The 18,119-nt window shown below is 43.0% G+C and carries 15 protein-coding genes; 10 read left to right on the forward strand and 5 right to left on the reverse strand.

The window, feature by feature from the left end; genetic code table 11:
* Position 1 precedes the first annotated feature (1 nt).
* Together F1644_RS03165 and F1644_RS03170 are read left to right on the forward strand one after the other, a co-directional pair.
* Positions 2–2,269 (forward strand): cation:proton antiporter, encoded by a 2,268-nt coding sequence (locus F1644_RS03165; RefSeq protein ID WP_168044567.1) that lies wholly within the window; start codon positions 2–4, stop codon positions 2,267–2,269.
* Between the two features lie 261 nt (positions 2,270–2,530).
* Entirely contained in the window at positions 2,531–3,808 is a 1,278-nt protein-coding gene (locus F1644_RS03170) for a hemolysin family protein (protein WP_118302084.1), read from the forward strand.
* Positions 3,809–3,967: 159 nt separating this feature from the next.
* Here F1644_RS03170 and F1644_RS03175 read toward each other — a convergent pair whose 3' ends face one another.
* Together F1644_RS03175 and F1644_RS03180 are read right to left on the reverse strand one after the other, a co-directional pair.
* Positions 3,968–4,354: a NifB/NifX family molybdenum-iron cluster-binding protein gene (locus tag F1644_RS03175; RefSeq protein WP_118302083.1), complete on the reverse strand. Its 387-nt coding sequence runs from the start codon at positions 4,352–4,354 to the stop codon at positions 3,968–3,970.
* Between the two features lie 80 nt (positions 4,355–4,434).
* Positions 4,435–5,337, reverse strand: a complete 903-nt coding sequence (locus F1644_RS03180; protein ID WP_118302082.1) for a bifunctional methionine sulfoxide reductase B/A protein — start codon at positions 5,335–5,337, stop codon at positions 4,435–4,437.
* Positions 5,338–5,465: 128 nt separating this feature from the next.
* Here F1644_RS03180 and F1644_RS03185 point away from each other — a divergent pair, with 128 nt between their 5' ends.
* On the forward strand, positions 5,466–6,014 hold the full coding sequence (locus F1644_RS03185) for an HdeD family acid-resistance protein (protein ID WP_118302081.1): 549 nt from the start codon (positions 5,466–5,468) through the stop codon (positions 6,012–6,014).
* 233 nt (positions 6,015–6,247) lie between these two features.
* Here F1644_RS03185 and ispE read toward each other — a convergent pair whose 3' ends face one another.
* Positions 6,248–7,063 carry a 4-(cytidine 5'-diphospho)-2-C-methyl-D-erythritol kinase gene (gene ispE / locus F1644_RS03190; RefSeq protein ID WP_118302080.1) on the reverse strand — a complete coding sequence of 272 codons (816 nt, stop codon included), beginning with the start codon at positions 7,061–7,063 and terminating at the stop codon, positions 6,248–6,250.
* Between the two features lie 316 nt (positions 7,064–7,379).
* Here ispE and F1644_RS03195 point away from each other — a divergent pair, with 316 nt between their 5' ends.
* Positions 7,380–8,081, forward strand: coding sequence for a phosphatase PAP2 family protein (locus tag F1644_RS03195; RefSeq protein ID WP_118302079.1), 702 nt, complete (start codon positions 7,380–7,382; stop codon positions 8,079–8,081).
* A gap of 163 nt (positions 8,082–8,244) precedes the next feature.
* Here the strand turns inward: F1644_RS03195 and F1644_RS03200 are convergent, their stop codons facing one another.
* Positions 8,245–9,318, reverse strand: coding sequence for an NAD(P)H-dependent flavin oxidoreductase (locus F1644_RS03200; RefSeq protein WP_118302814.1), 1,074 nt, complete (start codon positions 9,316–9,318; stop codon positions 8,245–8,247).
* Positions 9,319–9,590: 272 nt separating this feature from the next.
* Here F1644_RS03200 and F1644_RS03205 point away from each other — a divergent pair, with 272 nt between their 5' ends.
* Complete coding sequence (locus F1644_RS03205) at positions 9,591–10,508, forward strand: PCMD domain-containing protein (RefSeq protein ID WP_370819008.1); 918 nt, start codon at positions 9,591–9,593, stop codon at positions 10,506–10,508.
* Positions 10,509–11,078: 570 nt separating this feature from the next.
* Here F1644_RS03205 and lgt read toward each other — a convergent pair.
* Entirely contained in the window at positions 11,079–11,906 is an 828-nt protein-coding gene (gene lgt / locus F1644_RS03210; RefSeq protein ID WP_118302076.1) for a prolipoprotein diacylglyceryl transferase, read from the reverse strand.
* Positions 11,907–11,985: 79 nt separating this feature from the next.
* On the opposite strand from lgt, the gene F1644_RS03215 reads away from it, so the two are divergent.
* The 5 genes from F1644_RS03215 (at position 11,986) to F1644_RS03235 (ending at position 18,114) form a co-directional block, all read left to right on the forward strand.
* Positions 11,986–12,543 (forward strand): RNA polymerase sigma factor, encoded by a 558-nt coding sequence (locus F1644_RS03215; protein WP_158571855.1) that lies wholly within the window; start codon positions 11,986–11,988, stop codon positions 12,541–12,543.
* A gap of 63 nt (positions 12,544–12,606) precedes the next feature.
* Positions 12,607–12,849, forward strand: coding sequence for a hypothetical protein (locus F1644_RS03220; RefSeq protein ID WP_308424616.1), 243 nt, complete (start codon positions 12,607–12,609; stop codon positions 12,847–12,849).
* A complete protein-coding gene (locus F1644_RS03225) occupies positions 12,839–13,180 on the forward strand; it encodes a type II toxin-antitoxin system RelE/ParE family toxin (protein WP_118302073.1) in 342 nt (113 codons plus the stop codon). The genes F1644_RS03220 and F1644_RS03225 overlap by 11 nt, the downstream gene beginning before the upstream one ends.
* Positions 13,181–13,379: 199 nt before the next feature.
* Positions 13,380–14,522: a FecR family protein gene (locus tag F1644_RS03230; protein WP_118302072.1), complete on the forward strand. Its 1,143-nt coding sequence runs from the start codon at positions 13,380–13,382 to the stop codon at positions 14,520–14,522.
* An 88-nt stretch (positions 14,523–14,610) separates the two neighbouring features.
* Positions 14,611–18,114, forward strand: a complete 3,504-nt coding sequence (locus tag F1644_RS03235) for a TonB-dependent receptor (RefSeq protein WP_118302071.1) — start codon at positions 14,611–14,613, stop codon at positions 18,112–18,114.
* The last annotated feature ends 5 nt before the right edge of the window (positions 18,115–18,119 follow it).

The raw sequence follows: 18,119 nt of genomic DNA on the forward strand, positions 1-18,119 counted from the left end.
CATGAAAAGGAATAACACAAACTACTGGATATATCTCGGCATGATGACCGTCTTCTGTGCTTTGATTTACTTTGCACTTTGCACGGGTCAACATATCGATCATTCAGAAGTCAGTAGTACGGTAAGCACAGAAATGAGTTCATTTGAACTATTCAAACGAATCATTTCCGACAACCTGACAAACTCACTAACGATTTTGTTGTTACAAATCATCGTGATTTTGATCACCGTCCGTATATTCTCGTTCCTTTTCAAATACATCGGGCAACCCGGTGTTATGGGTGAAATCGTGGCCGGGATCGTCTTGGGACCTTCGTTGCTGGGATATTTCTTTCCGGAATTCTCTGCCGCACTATTCCCTCCCGAATCACTGATGAACTTGAACCTGTTAAGCCAAATCGGGTTAGTTCTGTTTATGTTTGTCATCGGACTGGAATTAGATTTCAGTGTCATAAAAGACAAACTAAACGAAACACTAGTCATCAGTCATGCTGGAATCGTGGTTCCCTTTTTTCTAGGAGTGGTAGCTGCCATCTGGGTATACGCGGACTACGGGGCACAGCAAGCGGAATTTTTACCTTTTGCCATGTTCATCGGGATAAGCATGAGTATCACGGCCTTCCCCGTGTTGGCCCGGATCGTGCAGGAACGTAATATGACAAAAAGCCCTGTCGGGATGTTATCCATAGCCTCGGCAGCCAATGATGACGTCACCGCATGGTGTTTACTGGCCATCGTGATTGCCTTAGCTAAAGCGGGAAGTTTCGTCAGCGCCCTCTACACCATTGCCTTAACGCTCGTCTATATCGCCTTCATGTTTATGGTCATGCGCCCGTTTCTGCGTAAAATCGGGGATATTTATGCCAACTCGGAAGTCATCAACAAGACCTTCGTGGGATTCATATTCCTCTTCCTCGTACTTTCGTCGGTAGCGACAGAAATCATCGGTATTCATGCCCTTTTCGGGGCATTTATCGCCGGGGTGGTCATGCCCACGAACATCGGGTTCCGTAAAGTCATGATGGAAAAGGTGGAAGACATTTCTTTAGTATTCTTCCTTCCCCTATTCTTTGCCTTTTCGGGATTACACACGGAAATCGGTTTGATTAACACACCGGAGCTATGGGGCGTGTGCTTACTGTTCATCGTGGTAGCCATTGCCGGGAAGTTTGGGGGGTGTACGCTGGCTGCACGGGCTGTAGGCGAAAACTGGAAAGATAGTCTTATCGTCGGTACGCTGATGAACACACGGGGACTTATGCAACTCGTGGCCCTGAACATCGGGTTCGAGATGGGAATCCTTTCTGCCCAAATGTTCGTGGTGTTATTGATCATGTCTTTATTGACCACGTTCATGGCAACCCCCATGTTGTCGCTCGTGGAAAAGATATTTGCCAAACAAGAGGAAAAAGCCCATCACCACGAGAAAGTCTTGCTCTCCTTTGGTCGTCCCGAAACCGGTAGAACCTTACTGGGTATGGCCGATCTTTTACTGGGACATCGCCTGCAAAACAGTCAACTTATAGCCACCCACTTCACGCTGGGAACAGACTTAAATCCTGCCAAAGCGGAAGAGTTTGCAGAAGAGAGCTTTATCCCCCTTCGGGAAGAGGCTCGACATCTGAATTTACAGGTAGACGAACGTTATCAGGTAACCGACAAACTCATTCAGGAAATGATTCACGTGGCCAAGAAAGAACACGTGGACTACCTGTTCGTCGGAGCAGGACAGCAATTCATGCAAGACAATAGCACGGCCCCCGGAAAACTGGGTAAAAGATTCACCACGATCGCCCGCTGGCTGAAACAATTAAAAGATCGCCCGTTACATTTACCGGGAACACTACTCCGGCAAAAACTGGAATCTATCATGGATCACGTGGATTGTTCCGTGGGAATCTTCGTGAACAGAGGTTTCACGCAGGCTTCCAATATCTTACTTCTTGTTGATAGTGAAGACGATTTGTTTCTCTTCAACTACGCCAGAACCCGGTTGGGCGAACAAAGCATGACCATTCGGATTTGCTTTATCAACGGACAGGTGGATAAACAACTAGAATCCAGAATCATGAATGATTTCGTTCAAATTGATCCACATAAATTTGTACTGGACAAACCATTAACCATGAACACTTTTATTGAAAATAAAGAAACCTTACTAGTGATGAGTTATACCACTTGCGAAAAGTTGTCAAAAGATCAGGAACTTTTTGCAAAGTTACCCTCACTACTAATCATAAGGCCAAAACAAATAGAATTTAAAGTTTAAAATTTAGAATGGAAAAAACAACTCCTCCGTCAGCTACGCTGCCACCTCCTCTATAAACAGAGGAGGAGCTGGTAACTCTTCCCAAAGTGGGATAGTAATTCAACTCTCCCTCTGTTTATAGAGGGAGTACCCGAAGGGGGAGGGAGTTAGGAAATCTAAAAACTAAAAGATAAAAACTAAAAACTAAAAGTAGGAAATTAAGAAGCGCTGGCCTTGTGGGTGGAAATCTAAAATTTAAAATCTAAAATCTAAAATTAATATATGGAATTTCTAATCATCATAGGACTTATCATTTTAAACGGGGTACTCGCCATGTCTGAAATAGCGATGGTCTCTGCCCGTAAATCCCGTCTTGAAACAGAAGCCAAAAGCGGGAACAAATCCGCACAAAGAGCATTAAAATTAGCGAATCAACCGGATCGATTCCTCTCGACCATACAGATCGGAATCACGTTAATCGGTATCCTTACCGGTCTTTATTCCGGGCAAGCCCTCGCTGGAGACTTGGCCGTATGGGTGGAAAAAATAGAGATGTTGCAACCTCACGCGTTACTAATATCCAAAACGCTCATCGTGATCGTCGTGACTTATCTCACGCTGATTTTCGGAGAACTCGTGCCCAAACGCATAGGAATGGTTGCCGCGGAAAGAATGGCAAAGTTAATTGCCGCCCCAATGGATATTCTTTCCCGTATAGCCTCACCTTTCGTGTGGTTACTCTCTGCCAGCACGTCATTCATGATGAGACTATTGGGATTGAATAAATCGGGAGAGAACAAAATCACGGAAGAGGAAATTAAAGCAATCATCCAAGAAAGTACCGCCGAAGGCGAGATTCAAGAAGTGGAGCAAGACATCGTGGAACGGGTGTTTAATCTCGGTGACCGGGATCTCGGCTCTATCATGACACACCGGAGTGATCTCATCTGGCTGAACATACAAGACAGCAACGAGACTCTACGAGAAACGGTAAACGCACATCTTCACACGATCTACCCAGTGGCAGACACGAAGCTGGACAATATCGTCGGAATTGTTTTTCTAAAAGACCTCTTCGGAAGAATGGAGGCTCCGGATTTTAACTTGAAATCTATCGTTCGTCCTCCCCAATATTTTCCTCAGAATCAAAGCGTGTACAACGCTATGGAGCACTTAAAACAAGGACATATAAAATATGGGCTGGTCACAGATGAATTCGGAAGTATCGAAGGTATTGTTACCTTACAAGATATTCTGAAAGCCTTGATCGGAGACTTGCCGGAACTTGGGGAAGAACCGGATATCGTGCAACGGGAAGATGGCACTTATCTCGTGGACGGACAATGCCCTTTCTATGACTTCTTGGCCCATTTCGACATGGAAAGTTTGTACGCAAATCACTATTATAACACCTTAAGTGGACTGATATTAAAGATTTTGGAACATATACCACAGACCGGAGAGAAACTGACCTGGTATAACTTCGAGTTTGAAATCGTGGATATGGACGCCGCTCGAATCGACAAAGTTCTTGTCAAAATAAACAAAGAAACTGACTAAAGTGCTATTTGTTGTTAAACAAACTCCTCCGGCCTTCGGCCACCTCCTCTATAAACAGAGGAGGAGCTGGTGACTCCTCCCGAAGACAGGGAGTATTTCAGCTCTCCCTCTGTTTATAGAGGGAGTACCCCGAAGGGGGGAGGGAGTTAAAACGACTTCTTAGTCAACCTCTTTATGATGACTACATTGGTGTTCACCACCCTCATGATGATGGTGGCAACCGATGCCGGAATCTAGGATAAACCCTTTCAAATAACCTTCCGCTATTTTCCGGACATCCCCTTTACAACCACGGAAAACCTTAATTCCTTGGTCACTTAATACCTTTAAAGCCCCGTCACCCATGCTGCCGGCAAGCATCACGGTAACCCCTTTTTCTTTCAGCACAGAAGCTATGTTCGATTTACAACCGCATCCTTGTGGAGAAGGGAGTGTTTCTGTATTCGTGATATTTTTATCGTCATCTACCGTGAACAGCGTGTAATACGCGCAATGTCCAAAATGATCATCAACAACGTTTTCTCTTGTTGGTACTGCAATTTTCATGATTCAATTCCTTTCTTTTATATAAATAAATTCTCTGTTATCCTTTGAAATATTTATCCAAACAAAGGTACATGATTTTTTCAAAATCGCCTCGTATATCCATGACAATAAGGCAAAGTCCTTTTCCTAGTATAGTAATTCTGATGATAATCCTCTGCCACCCAAAATGTTGTAGCCGGAGCTAACCGGGTCACCACCGCATAGCCTTTCTCTTTTAACTCTTGTATCAGCTTTTCAGCTACGGCCTTCTGTTCCGGACTATTGTAGAAAATTTCCGAACGGTATTGCTCCCCGTAATCCGGACCTTGGTGATCTTGTTGCGTGGGATCATGTATCTCGAAAAACAACTTTGTCAACGTCTCGTAATCAGTCTTCGATGTATCAAACAACACTCGTACCGCCTCCACGTGTCCCGTGTTTCCCTCACATACTTCCTCGTAAGACGGATCTTCCACTTTTCCACCAATGTACCCGGACTCAACGGCAAGCACGCCGGGTGCCTTTTTCATGTAATACTCCACTCCCCAGAAACATCCCCCGGCAAAAATAGCCGTGTCTATTTTCAATTCTTCGGCAGGAATAAATTCCATCGAAATCGAATTCACACAATGACGGGTATTCTTTGGGGTAAGTCCCTCACCCGTGAACACGTGTCCCAAGTGCGCTCCACAATGAGCGCAGACAATCTCCGTCCGCCTCCCATCAGCATCCGGTACCCGTTTCACCGCTCCCGGAATCTCATCATCAAAACTCGGCCACCCGCACCGGGAATCAAACTTATCCTCCGAACGGTAAAGCGGGCTCCCGCATTGTTTGCAAACGTATGTCCCTTTCGCTTTAAAATCATAATATTTACCCGTGAAAGGTCTCTCCGTCCCCTTATAAATAATCACTTGTTTTTCATCCGCTGTCAACTCTTTCTTTTGTGCCATAATCATGTAGTTTACTAAAAACAACATCAAGAATAATATAATTTTTCTCATCATCGCTCTTTTATACTCTGAAACGTATTTCCCGGCATTTGGTTATTTATTTTTAATGACAAAATAACAACTTTTTGAATGCATTTCACATATAAAGAAATAAACTAAACTTAAAAAATATCAGAGAAATGACTACAACAAGTGCAACAACATCTACCGGTCCCAAAGGATTCAGATGGTTATATCTTATCCTGGGTATCGTGTTATTCGTTTTTGGTGTCGGCATCATCCGGCATCCGGTGGCATCTTATTTCGGACTGGCTATGTATTTCAGTATCGTTATCATTGTTATCGGAATCAGTGAAATCATGAACGCTTTTGCAGGCGGTAATTCCCGGCATTGGGGATGGGGATTGTTCATCGGGTTACTTGACCTGATTATCGGTTTTATCCTGTTAATCCACCCGATCATCACGGAAGACATACTTCCTTACATCGTCGGCTTTATCCTCATGTTCAAAAGCATTGATTACATTGCCGAATCATTACAGATGTCATCGCTAAAAATCAGGGGATGGGGATGGATATTCATAGCGGGAATCATCACCTTGTTCTTTTCCTTCATGATCGTCTTTTATCCCCTGTTCGGAATTTTCAATATCATCATCTGGACCGGCCTTAGTTTCATCTTTGCCGGCATCTCTTCATTTGTATACGCATTCGTGGGGAGAGGCTAACAAACTAGAGGGTGTGTCAAAAGTCATTTTTCAAACTCCCTCCCCCCTTCGGGGTACTCCCTCTATAAACAGAGGGAGAGTTGAAATACTTCCTGTCTTCGGGAAGAGTCACCAGCTCCTCCTCTGTTTATAGAGGAGGTGGCACGAAGTGACGGAGGAGTTTTTTGAGGATAAAATGACTTTTGACACACCCTCTAGTCATTTTATATTTAACAGTAAAGCTATAAACTCATTCACTCGCTTTGCCACACGAAATATTCCGGAAACGCCTTTTCTGCCTCCACAGGATGACGGAACAACCCGTAAACGGCTGATCCACTTCCAGTCATGGAAACATAAATCGCACCCAGATCCCGTAATATATTCTTTACTTCTTCTATTTCCGGGACTTTAGGAATCACGGAATTTTCAAAATCATTCACAACCACTCCGGTCCATTGTTCTACCGGCAATTTTCCCAATTCTCGTAAATCAAAAGAGGCCGCACGAGGCGTTATTCCCCGGTATGCCTCGGGAGTAGAAACTCCCCGATTCGGTTTCACAAGTACCATATGATAGTCCTTTAATGACAAATCTATTGTTTCCATCAACTCGCCTTTCCCAAAAGCAAACACGGGATGATTCAAAACGAAAAAAGGACAATCACTTCCCACCCTAGCTGCATATCCCATTAATTGTTCCTCGTTCAACCCCAAGGAAAAAAGCTGATTCAACCCAACCAGCATAAAAGCGGCATCGGCAGAACCACCACCCAGTCCGGCACCATACGGTATGATCTTATGCAAATGCACATCCACCGAGGACAAATCGTACTCGGCTGCCAGAATAGCGTATGCCTTACTCACCAAGTTTTTTTCCGGCGGGCAATCTATCGGGATTCCCGTGGAAGTAAAAACGCAACGCCCTTTCTCACCCTTCACTTCCGTGATTTCCAGTATATCCCGAAGATCAATCGGATAAAAAACAGTTTCTAGGTTATGAAATCCATCCGATCTCTTCTCCGTGACAAACAACCCTATATTAATCTTTGCATTCGGAAATATTACCATAAACTCATCAAAATTTAAAGATCCGGCACCTGCCGATTTACTATTTGTTATTCATTCAATTCCACATTCAAACTCCCTCCCGGCTTTGCCGTACTCCCTTTATAAATAGAGGGAGAGTTGAAATACTCCCCATCTTTGGCAAGAGCAAAAACTCCTCCTCTGTTTATAGAGGAGGTGGCAGCGAAGCTGACGGAGGAGTTTTACCATTTCGCAGAACAATTTTGCAAATATACCGAAAAATGATATATTTGCTCTTCAATCATCCCCTCAAATAGCGGTTGAACATTATTTATTTAAACTTATAGATTCAAATTCCATGTTAGAATCACTACAAGCACTAGATCGTACGGTATTTCTTGCCTTAAACGGAATGCACACCCCTTATTTGGATTCCTTCATGTACATATTCACAAGTAAACTTGTATGGATTCCTCTTTATGCGTCCATCCTGTACGTTTTGTACAAAAACATGAATATCCGCATGGTCATTTTCACTACTTTGATGTTCGCTTTGCTTATAGCATTGGCAGACCAAACATGTAGTTCCATCCTGCGCCCTATATTCGAACGTCCTCGACCATCACGCAACCCGGATATTGCAGACATGGTACATTTAGTCAATGGAAAGCGAGGCGGAAAATTCGGATTCCCCTCCTGCCACGCAGCTAACACGTTCGCATTAGCTTGTTTCATGATGTTACTGTTCAAGAACAGAGCCTTAACTACATTCTTTATGCTATGGGCAATTGTAACTTGTTACACGAGGGTGTACGTGGGAGTACATTATCCCGGAGATCTACTTTTCGGAACAGTTGTCGGGTTTGCCGTGGGAGCCGTCACTTATGGAATATACCGTTTCTGTCTTCGGGTGGATAGCATTGCCAACGGGCTAAAATTTCATCTAGATCGTAAACTCGTAAAACACCCATCCCACATGCAACACACGTCAATCATTATTTACACGGGATTACTCACGATTGCCGCTTTCGCCGTGTATAGTATCTGGTGGAGAATCTAATAATTTTAGATTTATGATTTTAGATTCGGCAGCTCTAGCTACCGTAAGCAAAATGTCCCACAGGGGTCTGCAAACCTTATGAACCTTCAACTTTATAAACCTTATAAACTCAATAAATAATATAATCGGGAGTGTCAAAGGTTCTTTGACACTCCCGATTATACTATTTATTGATAGCACGATTAAACTCGTCCAATAAAGAACGGAAAGTCTCTTTCACGGAAACAATCTTCGTGGCCCGGAAAGCATTCGCCCCGGCAAAAGCGTAACCGTTATCCATATTTCCCTTGAAAGCGTTGTACAAAGCCGCAATGATACAATAAGGACTCTTGCTTATATCACACGTTTTGATACACTTGCACATACACGTTTTGGGCTGTTTCTGCCCTTCCTTCACCTTTTGGATAAATTTGCTGAATATCGCCCGTCCCGGCATTCCCACCGGACTTTTGATAATCTGTATATCTTCCTGTTTTGCCTCGATATAAGTCTGTTTGAAAATATCGGATGCGTCACATTCTTCCGTAGTCACGAAACGAGTACCCATCTGTACCCCGGCAGCTCCCATATCCATAAAACGTTTAATATCTTCACCCGTGTAAATTCCTCCGGCCACGATTACCGGAATATTTTTCCCGTAATGTGTTTCAATATCCTTCACCTCGTCAATCACTTCCGGCAAAATATGTTCCAACGAAAAATGCTCGTCATTGATTTGTTCATCTTTGAACCCGAGGTGTCCCCCCGCTTTCGGTCCTTCCACGACAAACGCATCCGGCAGGTAATTATACAAATTATGCCACTTCTCGGCAATAACTCTTGCCGCACGCGCAGAAGAAACGATCGGAACCAACTTGGTCACGCTATCCTTTTGCAAGAAACTCGGCAAATTCAACGGCAATCCCGCTCCGGAGAAAATAATATCCGCTTTCTCAGCAATCGCAGTCTTCACCATATCCGCGAAATTAGACATAGCAACCATAACATTCACGCCAATCACACCCTTTGTTTTCTCACGAGCTTTACGAAGTTCTTCCTTCAAACCCATGATACTAGCCTGAATATAATCTTTGGATAAATTCCGATATAACAAACCTAATCCGGCACTGGAAATCACACCAACTCCTCCCTCATTTGCCACCGCAGACGCCAATCCGGAAAGTGATATACCAACACCCATACCACCTTGTACAATGGGAACTGAGATTGAGAGATTCCCAATGTTTAATTTTTTCATCATCATATATAAAAGTATTTAAGACAGTCAAAGATACTCTTTATTATTTAACATTCTCATTTTCACATTAAGAATAAACACGTTAGCAACATTATTTACATTATTCAACACGATTATTAACACTGGCATGTTTCTTGCATAAAACCTTAAAGTCATTTTATCGTAATAAAAGTATTCAAGACAGAAGAAAATCAATTGATATGAAACAATTTACACGTAATACTATAAAAACGCTATGCCTAGGAATTATTCTGGGAACAAGCGTTATATCCATGGCACAAACGACAGAAAAAGAAAATGAAAAATTAATCCCATTCGGGGACTTCAATAGCTGGATGGTACGCATCATTGATGAATCATTTGTCATTGGTGGTAACACGAAAACCCTTTACGAGGTTGCCCCGGTAGACACTATTCGAGGAGACAAACCCTATATCAGTTCCACGGTTTCCCCGTGGAGAACTTCTAACGTCATGGCAAAAGTCAGTGGAGTCACGAAATGCAGTATCTCTGTTTTCCCGGAGAAAAGAGATGACGGCTATTGTGTACGTGTCGAAACGCTCATGGAGAAATGTAAAGTACTGGGTATCGTGAACATCACCGTACTTGTACCGGGTACTATTTACCTGGGACAGATGCACGAACCGATCAAGGACACGAAGAACCCGCAAAGTAAACTGAACGCCGGAATTCCTTTCACGGAAACCCCAAACGCAGTTGTATTTGACTACAAAATGGAGACCCCGGGAACAGATCACCGGATCAAAGCAACCGGTTTCAGTAAAATTGTTGACGTGGCGGGACGGGATTCCGCCGAAGTATACGTGATCCTTCAAAAACGTTGGGAAGACGAGAATGGTAACGTGTATGCCAAACGGATCGGTACAGCCATAGAACGCCTTTCCGAAAACACTCCCGACTGGAAAAACAACCACAGATTGAATATTCTTTACGGGGACCCGGCAAATCAGCCCGGTAGTAAATCCTATATGCAATTAATCCCCAAAGAACAATCTCTATACTGTATCAACAGCAAAGGTAAATCCGTACCCGTGGAAGAAGTAGGTTGGGGAGATACGGACGACAAACCCACCCATTTGTTCTTGCGTGTATCCTCTAGTTACGGGGAGGCTTACATTGGAACCGTGGGAAATAAACTTTGGGTAGATAACGTACGGTTAGCTTATTAAAAGCGGTAACCATTTGGAAATTAGCTGGGGTGTCCTAAAAGTCATTTTATTTCAAAAACTCCTCCGTCACTCCGTGCCACCTCTTTCTTCCCCTGCCTGAGGGGAAGTACCCTGAAGGGGGATGGGGAGGGAGAACAAAGGAGTAGCTGGTGACTCTTCCCGAAGGCAGGGAGTATTTTAGCTCTCCCTCTGTTTATAGAGGGAGTACGGCGAAGCCGGGAGGGAGTTTGAAAAATGACTTTTAGGAAAGCCCCTTGAAGGGGGTAGACCATCATAGTAAGATAACTTCAGTCGAGTTCAATCCTAAATTTTCACAAATTCATGTAAATTATCATTACTAAATTTCAATCATACACGAACCATATTGCGAGCCGCTCCCATTCCGCTCCCATTCCTCCCCTATTCCCCTCCTATCACAATAACAAAAAATAGACATTTATTAGTATATAGAATGATTTGGTTACATTTATAATAACAGCATGATCACATAATAATAGCCATATCTAATAACAACTCCCAATAAACATTTCTTTCACAGGAACAAAACACGATTTACACACGTTACATGAATCACCGTGTCGTATTCTTTTTACACTTAAACCTGCGAATCAACAGGAATAGACCCAATAAGATAAACGGAATACTCAACACCTGTCCCACGTCCAAGGTCATTTGATCCTCGAAAGGGACTTGCCTTTCCTTGACAAATTCAATCAAAAAACGAGCCACGAAAACCCAGACAAGGGTATTCCCTAAAAGTACTCCCCGATAACACTTCAACCCGATTCGTCGGTAAAGCAACAAATTTATCCCGAAAATAAAGAAATAGACCAAGGCTTCATAAATTTGAGCCGGATGACGGGGTACCGAATCTATCTGTTCGAAAACAAAAGCCCATGACACGTTGGTTTCGATTCCGATAATCTCGGAATTGGCCAAGTTTCCCAAACGAATACACCCCGCCGCTAAAGGTAAAACGAGAGCAATCGTGTCAAGTGTCCGTAACACGTTCTCACCCGTTATCCGGGAATAAATCACCATGGCAATCATCCACCCGACAAGCCCTCCATGACTGGCCATTCCCTGATAACCGGAAAAAATAACACTTCCATCCGACTTAACCCGTATCGGGAGCAAAATTTCCAATGGATGTGCGAAATAATACGCGTACTCGTAAATCAGGCAATGGCCCAAACGTGCCCCTAGAAACAAGCCGGCAATACTCAGCATCACGAGTATCTGGAGATGCTCCCACGGTATCCCGTTTTCCCGGTAAACACGTTTCAGTATCCACACGGACGCCACGGTCCCCGCAATCAACAGCAAACTGTAATACATGACAGGGATTCCTCCTACCCAAAACGCAACGGGATCTATGTTCCATTCTATATAATTCATCAAGGACAAAAATACATTTTAAAATATGTTGATCCAATCAAAAATATCCTATATTTGTACACGTATAACGTGTATGTGTATGAAAAACCATGATCAGCTTTTGGTTGAAGAATTAAAAAACGGAAAAGAGAGAACACTAAAAAGCTTTTATGAAGAGTATTTTGCCCTATTTGTCTCTTTTGCGAACAATTTGTTGCCTTCCGAAGAAGAATGCAAGGACGTGGTACATGATGTTTTTCTAAAATACTGGAATACCCGAAATGATTTCGACAATTTAATAGCCATAAGAGCTTTTTTCTACAAATCAATCCGTAATACGTGTCTAAACCTAATTCGTCATCAACAAGTGCAAAATAAATATCTCGCAGAGAACCTTCAGTACTTAGAAAGCGAAAGTTTTATGCACGAGACTGTCATGAAAGAAGAAATATTCCATGTCATTCATCAAGAAATCAGCCACCTCACGGAAATGGAGCAAAAAGTATTGTTGCTCACGCTAGAGGAAAAATCAAACGAAGAGATCGCTCAAGAGCTGGGAATTGCCGTCTCTACCGTGAAAAGCCATAAGGCAAAAGGTTACGCGGTACTAAGGGAAAAACTACAATATTTAAAAATATTGTTACTTTTACTCTCTTGATATTTCATTTTTTCTCACTACCTTTGATTATAATAAAAGAAAGGAGTATAGACAATGACAAGCATGGAACTAGAAGCTTACAAGGCCGAGTTAGCACGGGAAATACTGACGACGAATAGTCGTAACGTGCTAGACGAGGTGAAACGCCTGCTCGACAAGTTAAAGAAAAAAGCACCAAAGCAGGAAGAAGATACGATCAGCAAGGAAGAAATTCTGGCGGGGATAGATGCTGGCCTAAAAGACGTAAAAGCTAAAAGAACAAGACCTGCAACAGAATTACTTCGAGAATTATACGATGAACTATAACATAGAAACTTCGGAATCTTTTGACAAGGAAGCCAAAAGACTATTAAAACACTATGCTTCATTTGCCGGGGATTATAATAAATTACTCGAAGAGTTAAGCCAAAACCCACAACTAGGAACAGATCTCGGCGGTGGTCTTCGCAAAATTCGCATGAAGATTACTTCCAAAGGAAAAGGCAAAAGTGGCGGCGCACGGGTAATCTCGTTCACGGTTATCCTGTCCGCGCAAGACGCCACGCTCAATCTTCTTTATATTTACGACAAATCCGAACGCACCTCCATCAGCAAGAAAGAAATCGAGGAGTTACTCCAGAAAAACGGGTTAAAGTGATCTATTACCGGGACCTTCTCTTTTATATTTTCAGCCTGCCACGCTTTTTTACTCAAAAAACACATTTCATAATACACTGAATTCCAATATTTACACGAGCAAAATTTAGAGTGTATTCATTTTTTTATAAAAAAAATCACTTTTTGTCTCCATCCAAACCTTAACGAGCGTGTTTCTTATATGAAAATAGGAAATAAAAATGAAGAGACAAATTGAAGAAACGATAAAACAGGCCCTTCGAATCGGGCAGTACCTCACGGGAAAGAACAAGAGTGAGGAAAATACGGGAAACTCGCCTCGAGAGGAAGACGAGAAAATCGTACGGGAAGTTTTATCCAAACAAAACATAGAAAACAAGCTAGAACAATATAACCGTTTAAATTCCGACATTGAAGGAAGCTGGAAAAAATGGCAAGCAACCCGAAACCGTCATACACGGATCATTCGTTATCGGGTTATAGGTATAGCTGCCACGATAGCCTTATTGCTCGCCATCGGCTCTTACTGGTTCTATCCCGAAAATACCTCCCCTATTCCTGTTCACACGGCTCAAATTCAGGCTGGAAGTTTCAGGGCAACTTTATACACCGGGGACAATAAGGTGATCGAAATCAAGGAAAATATGCAAGCCGTGTTAACTCAGGATTCATCCGTTGTCGTAGCTCATAACGAATTAAAACATTCCGCAGTTACCGGAGCCTCGACAATAAACACCCTGGTGGTTCCCAAGGGTGGAGAATTCTCTCTCGTACTGGCCGATGGCACGAAAATCTGGTTAAATGCTGACTCCCGTCTAAAATATCCGACCTCTTTCTCCGGTGACAAACGAGAAGTTGAACTGGAAGGAGAGGCTTATTTTGAGGTACAACACGACGATCAAACACCTTTCTTCGTGAAAACATCCCAGTCAACCATCCGGGTTTACGGGACAACCTTCAACGTGAAAGCTTACTCGGACGACTCGTTCCAAAAGACAACGCTCGAAAGCGGTTCTATCGGTTTATTTGTTGATGACAAAGAATACCGGTTAACCCCAAACGAACAAGCAATATTAAACCCCTCGAAGGACGTGAAAATTTTAAAAGTAGATGCCCGCCAACAAAGCGTGTGGCGTCACGGACGTTTTCTCTTTGCCAACGAGAGACTGGAAGACATTATGGCTCAACTGGGACGTTGGTATGACGTGAATATTTTCTTTGTCGGAACCCGAGCAAGAGAATTACATTTTAGCGGGGAAATTGACCGATACGAAAAGATTGACAAAGTATTACGCATGATTGAATTAACGACAAATATATCATTCTCGATCAACGGGAAAACAATCACGATCACACCGGAATAAAATTCTAAAACAATAAAATAGCCGGAGAAGACTTCGACCCCTACTCCGGCGGAACTCAAACGAAGTTGAATTACTAAATGACAAAGTTATGAAAAAAAACAGAAACACTTGTCACTTAACAGGAAAAGTGTTGTCAAAAGGTTACAGAATCATGAAACTAACATTTATCATGATCATGGGATTCACCCTCGCATCATTTGCAGAGGGAAGAGCCCAAACAGAAAGGATTAATTTCAAAGTTGACCGGATTCCGGCAGAAATGGTAATCCAACAATTAAAAGAACTCACCCATTATCGGTTTCTTTACAATCACGAAGAAATCAGACAATTACCGGCGAAACAAATTGAAGTGAAAAATGCCACGATCGAAGAAGTTCTTCAAATCTTTTTATCCGGTTCTAAATTGGCTTACACGATTGAAGACGATGTGATCATCATCTCTCCGAAATTAAAAAGCCAAACAGCGCAACAAGTGAAAGCAATTCGAATCACGGGTAAAGTGCGGGACGAGCAAAAACAAGGCTTACCCGGAGTGACCATTCAGGTAAAAGGTACAGAATTCGGTGCTGCCACTGACGTGAATGGCACATACACACTCTCTATCCCGAACAATATCGGTCAAAACTTTACACTTGTATTCTCGTTCGTCGGGATGCAGACACAAGAAATTACTTACACGGGTAAAGATACCATCGACGTGGTTTTACGGGAAAATGTGAAAGCAGTTGACGAGGTGGTTGTCGTGGGATATGGAACCACCAAACAGAAAGACTTCACGGGATCTGTTTCATCCGTAAAAACAAGAGAAATCAGGGATGTACCGTTCATCAGCGTGGACGACGCGTTGGCCGGAAAAGCATCAGGTGTTTCCGTGGTAAAGGCAGACGGTTCCCCCGGTGGTGCAGTTCGTATCCGTATTCGCGGTGGTGCATCGTTGTTGGGAACGAATGACCCGCTATACGTGATTGACGGGATTCCAACCGTGGTTTCAGACAATTACATCAACGGACAATCGGATATTACCAACCCGTTGGAGGCTGCCAACTACGGGGATGACTTCAACAATAGCGTGGAAGGAGCCTTCTCTCGCGGTTTGAATAATCTATCGGGTTTGAATATAGCGGATATCGAAAGCATCGACATCTTAAAAGATGCATCAGCAACGGCTATTTACGGATCGAAAGCCGCCAATGGAGTCGTGATCATCACCACCAAAAAAGGACGAAAAGACACGAAACCTCAATTAAATCTAAATTACTATATTGGCTTTACGAACCCGATCAAAGAAAAAGTCTTGAATGCAGAGCAATATAAATCAGCACTGAAGGACGCGGCCCAAAGATTCCTTACGGCACGAGAAGATGCAGGTAAACCGATGACGGGTAGCCAGGTTGAGCAAGCGCAACGCATCATAAACGATCCGGCTTTCTTTGGAAATGCAGACACGGATTGGCTTGATTTGGTTTTACGTACAGGAACTTCTCAGAACGTAGACGTTTCAGTTGCCGGAGGTGGAGCCAATTCAAGGTACTATACCTCTCTCTCGTATACCGGACAAGACGGAACTTTGATCGGAACCGACTTCATGAGAATCTCCGGAAAAATCAGTTTGGATACCGATGTTTCGAATTACTTCAGATTATATACCAATTTAAATTTCGGGTACACGAAAAACAATATCACTAACGGTATATACGGTCAAGCACTTACCGCACCTCCAACTTTCTCCCCGTATAATGAAGACGGAACTTATGCCGCCCTCGGCGACTTGAACAATGACTACCGGGGATATCAAAACCCATTGGCCGTAGCAGCCGGAACAAACCGGGCAAAAACGTATTCTTTCATGGGTTCCGTGGCCGGAGAAGTCACCTTTTTGAAAGATTTCAAATTCAAGAGTACCGTTTCAATCAATTATAATAATTATAACCAGTTAAATTACGTTCCGAGTTTTGTTGAAGTCGGAGGATTCTATGGACGGGAGGATTCTCAAGGAGGAATGGGTACACAGGCACAATCAACTGTAATTGACGTTTTCTTCGAGAACACGTTAACCTACGACAAAGAGTTCAACGAAAACCACAGATTGAACGTGCTGGCGGGAACTTCATGGGAAGATCACCGGAAAGACTACTTCTCGGCAAGTGGACGCGGTTATCCGGACGATGATTACCTGAACAATTTAAGTTCCGCCTCCATCGCGGCTAATGTAAAAGGTTCTAATCCGGAAAGTCGGACTTCATTACTGTCATTCTATGTTAGAGCTAACTACGTGTGGAAAGATCGTTATCTATTCACCTTCACGGGACGTGCCGATGCCTCTTCAAAATTTGCACCGGACAATCAATACGGGTTCTTCCCTTCCGGGGCTATCGCTTGGAGAATTTCTGAAGAGAACTTCTTGAACATGGTCGAATGGATTGACGAAATCAAAGTTCGAGCCAGTATGGGAAAAACCGGAACACAAAGTATTGGAGACCATATGTGGCGCACACTTTACAGCCCGGTATCCTACGGAGACAAGAATGCGTTGATTCCTACCCAACTCGGAAACGACAAAATCAAATGGGAATCTACCGTACAAAAAGACCTTGGTTTAGATTTTTCTTTCATGCGCGGGCGTTTAGGAGGTACTTTCGGATATTACCACAAGGTTACTGACGGAACTTTACTTAACATGACTCCGGCTCCGAGTAGTTCTTATTCAACCGTCGTTTTCAATATTGCCAAAATACGAAATCAAGGATTAGAGTTCGACATACATGGTGACTTTATTCGTAAAAAAGATTTCCGCTGGACAGGAAGTTTAAATATTTCTCGCAATGTATCGAAAGTTTTGGATATAAACGGTGGTCCGTTCTCCGACCCGAATGATCGCGATGCATTAAACCTAGGTACAAGTGTCGTAAAAGAGGGAGAACCTCTAGGATTACTTTACGGAAGAGTTGCAACAGGAATCATAAAGACTCAAGAACAATTAGAAGCTGCCAAAGAAGCCTTCCCCCGTTGGTCTTCTTCCAGTCCATATTTAAACTTAGGAGATATCGCCTATGTATATGAAGATAATAGCTGGAAACAAGATGTCATTGGTCATGCAACTCCAGATTTCTTTGGAGGTTACACGAATACCATCACTTGGAAACGTCTCACATTAACAGCCTTATTCACATTCTCTTATGGAAATGACCTTATCTATCAGAAAGACGTCAGTGATTCCGGAATGTCAAGTTTGGCTAATCGAGGAACACGCGTATTGAATCATTATAGTGAAGACAATACCTCGTCTAATCGTCCAAGAAGTATGTGGGGAACAACTTATATGCTAAGTAGTCTTAACGTATATGATGCTTCTTATTTCAAATTAAAGACTTTATCATTAAGCTATAATCTACCGGAAAGCATTTGTCGGAAAGTTCGGATTAAATCTGCATCTGTGTATGGAACAGCAACTAATGTATTCACCATTACCTCTTACCCCGGACCCGACCCGGAAGTCAGTGACGATCCGACTAGTGTTATCGGTGGAGGACGGGATGTCAGTACCTATCCCACGGTGAAATCATACACCTTTGGAATAAGAATTAATTTCTAATCCTA

This window comes from Butyricimonas paravirosa, from assembly GCF_032878955.1.
In the GTDB taxonomy this organism is placed as follows: Bacteria; Bacteroidota; Bacteroidia; order Bacteroidales; family Marinifilaceae; genus Butyricimonas; species Butyricimonas paravirosa.

Bases quoted from the DNA above. Each gene is read 5' to 3' on its own strand.
- F1644_RS03165 (WP_168044567.1), top strand. From the start codon at position 2: ATGAAAAGGAATAACACAAACTACTGGATATATCTCGGCATGATGACC.
- F1644_RS03170 (WP_118302084.1), top strand. From the start codon at position 2,531: ATGGAATTTCTAATCATCATAGGACTTATCATTTTAAACGGGGTACTC.
- F1644_RS03175 (WP_118302083.1), bottom strand. From the start codon at position 4,354: ATGAAAATTGCAGTACCAACAAGAGAAAACGTTGTTGATGATCATTTT.
- F1644_RS03180 (WP_118302082.1), bottom strand. From the start codon at position 5,337: ATGAGAAAAATTATATTATTCTTGATGTTGTTTTTAGTAAACTACATG.
- F1644_RS03185 (WP_118302081.1), top strand. From the start codon at position 5,466: ATGACTACAACAAGTGCAACAACATCTACCGGTCCCAAAGGATTCAGA.
- ispE (WP_118302080.1), bottom strand. From the start codon at position 7,063: ATGGTAATATTTCCGAATGCAAAGATTAATATAGGGTTGTTTGTCACG.
- F1644_RS03195 (WP_118302079.1), top strand. From the start codon at position 7,380: ATGTTAGAATCACTACAAGCACTAGATCGTACGGTATTTCTTGCCTTA.
- F1644_RS03200 (WP_118302814.1), bottom strand. From the start codon at position 9,318: ATGAAAAAATTAAACATTGGGAATCTCTCAATCTCAGTTCCCATTGTA.
- F1644_RS03205 (WP_370819008.1), top strand. From the start codon at position 9,591: ATGGCACAAACGACAGAAAAAGAAAATGAAAAATTAATCCCATTCGGG.
- lgt (WP_118302076.1), bottom strand. From the start codon at position 11,906: ATGAATTATATAGAATGGAACATAGATCCCGTTGCGTTTTGGGTAGGA.
- F1644_RS03215 (WP_158571855.1), top strand. From the start codon at position 11,986: ATGAAAAACCATGATCAGCTTTTGGTTGAAGAATTAAAAAACGGAAAA.
- F1644_RS03220 (WP_308424616.1), top strand. From the start codon at position 12,607: ATGGAACTAGAAGCTTACAAGGCCGAGTTAGCACGGGAAATACTGACG.
- F1644_RS03225 (WP_118302073.1), top strand. From the start codon at position 12,839: ATGAACTATAACATAGAAACTTCGGAATCTTTTGACAAGGAAGCCAAA.
- F1644_RS03230 (WP_118302072.1), top strand. From the start codon at position 13,380: ATGAAGAGACAAATTGAAGAAACGATAAAACAGGCCCTTCGAATCGGG.
- F1644_RS03235 (WP_118302071.1), top strand. From the start codon at position 14,611: ATGAAAAAAAACAGAAACACTTGTCACTTAACAGGAAAAGTGTTGTCA.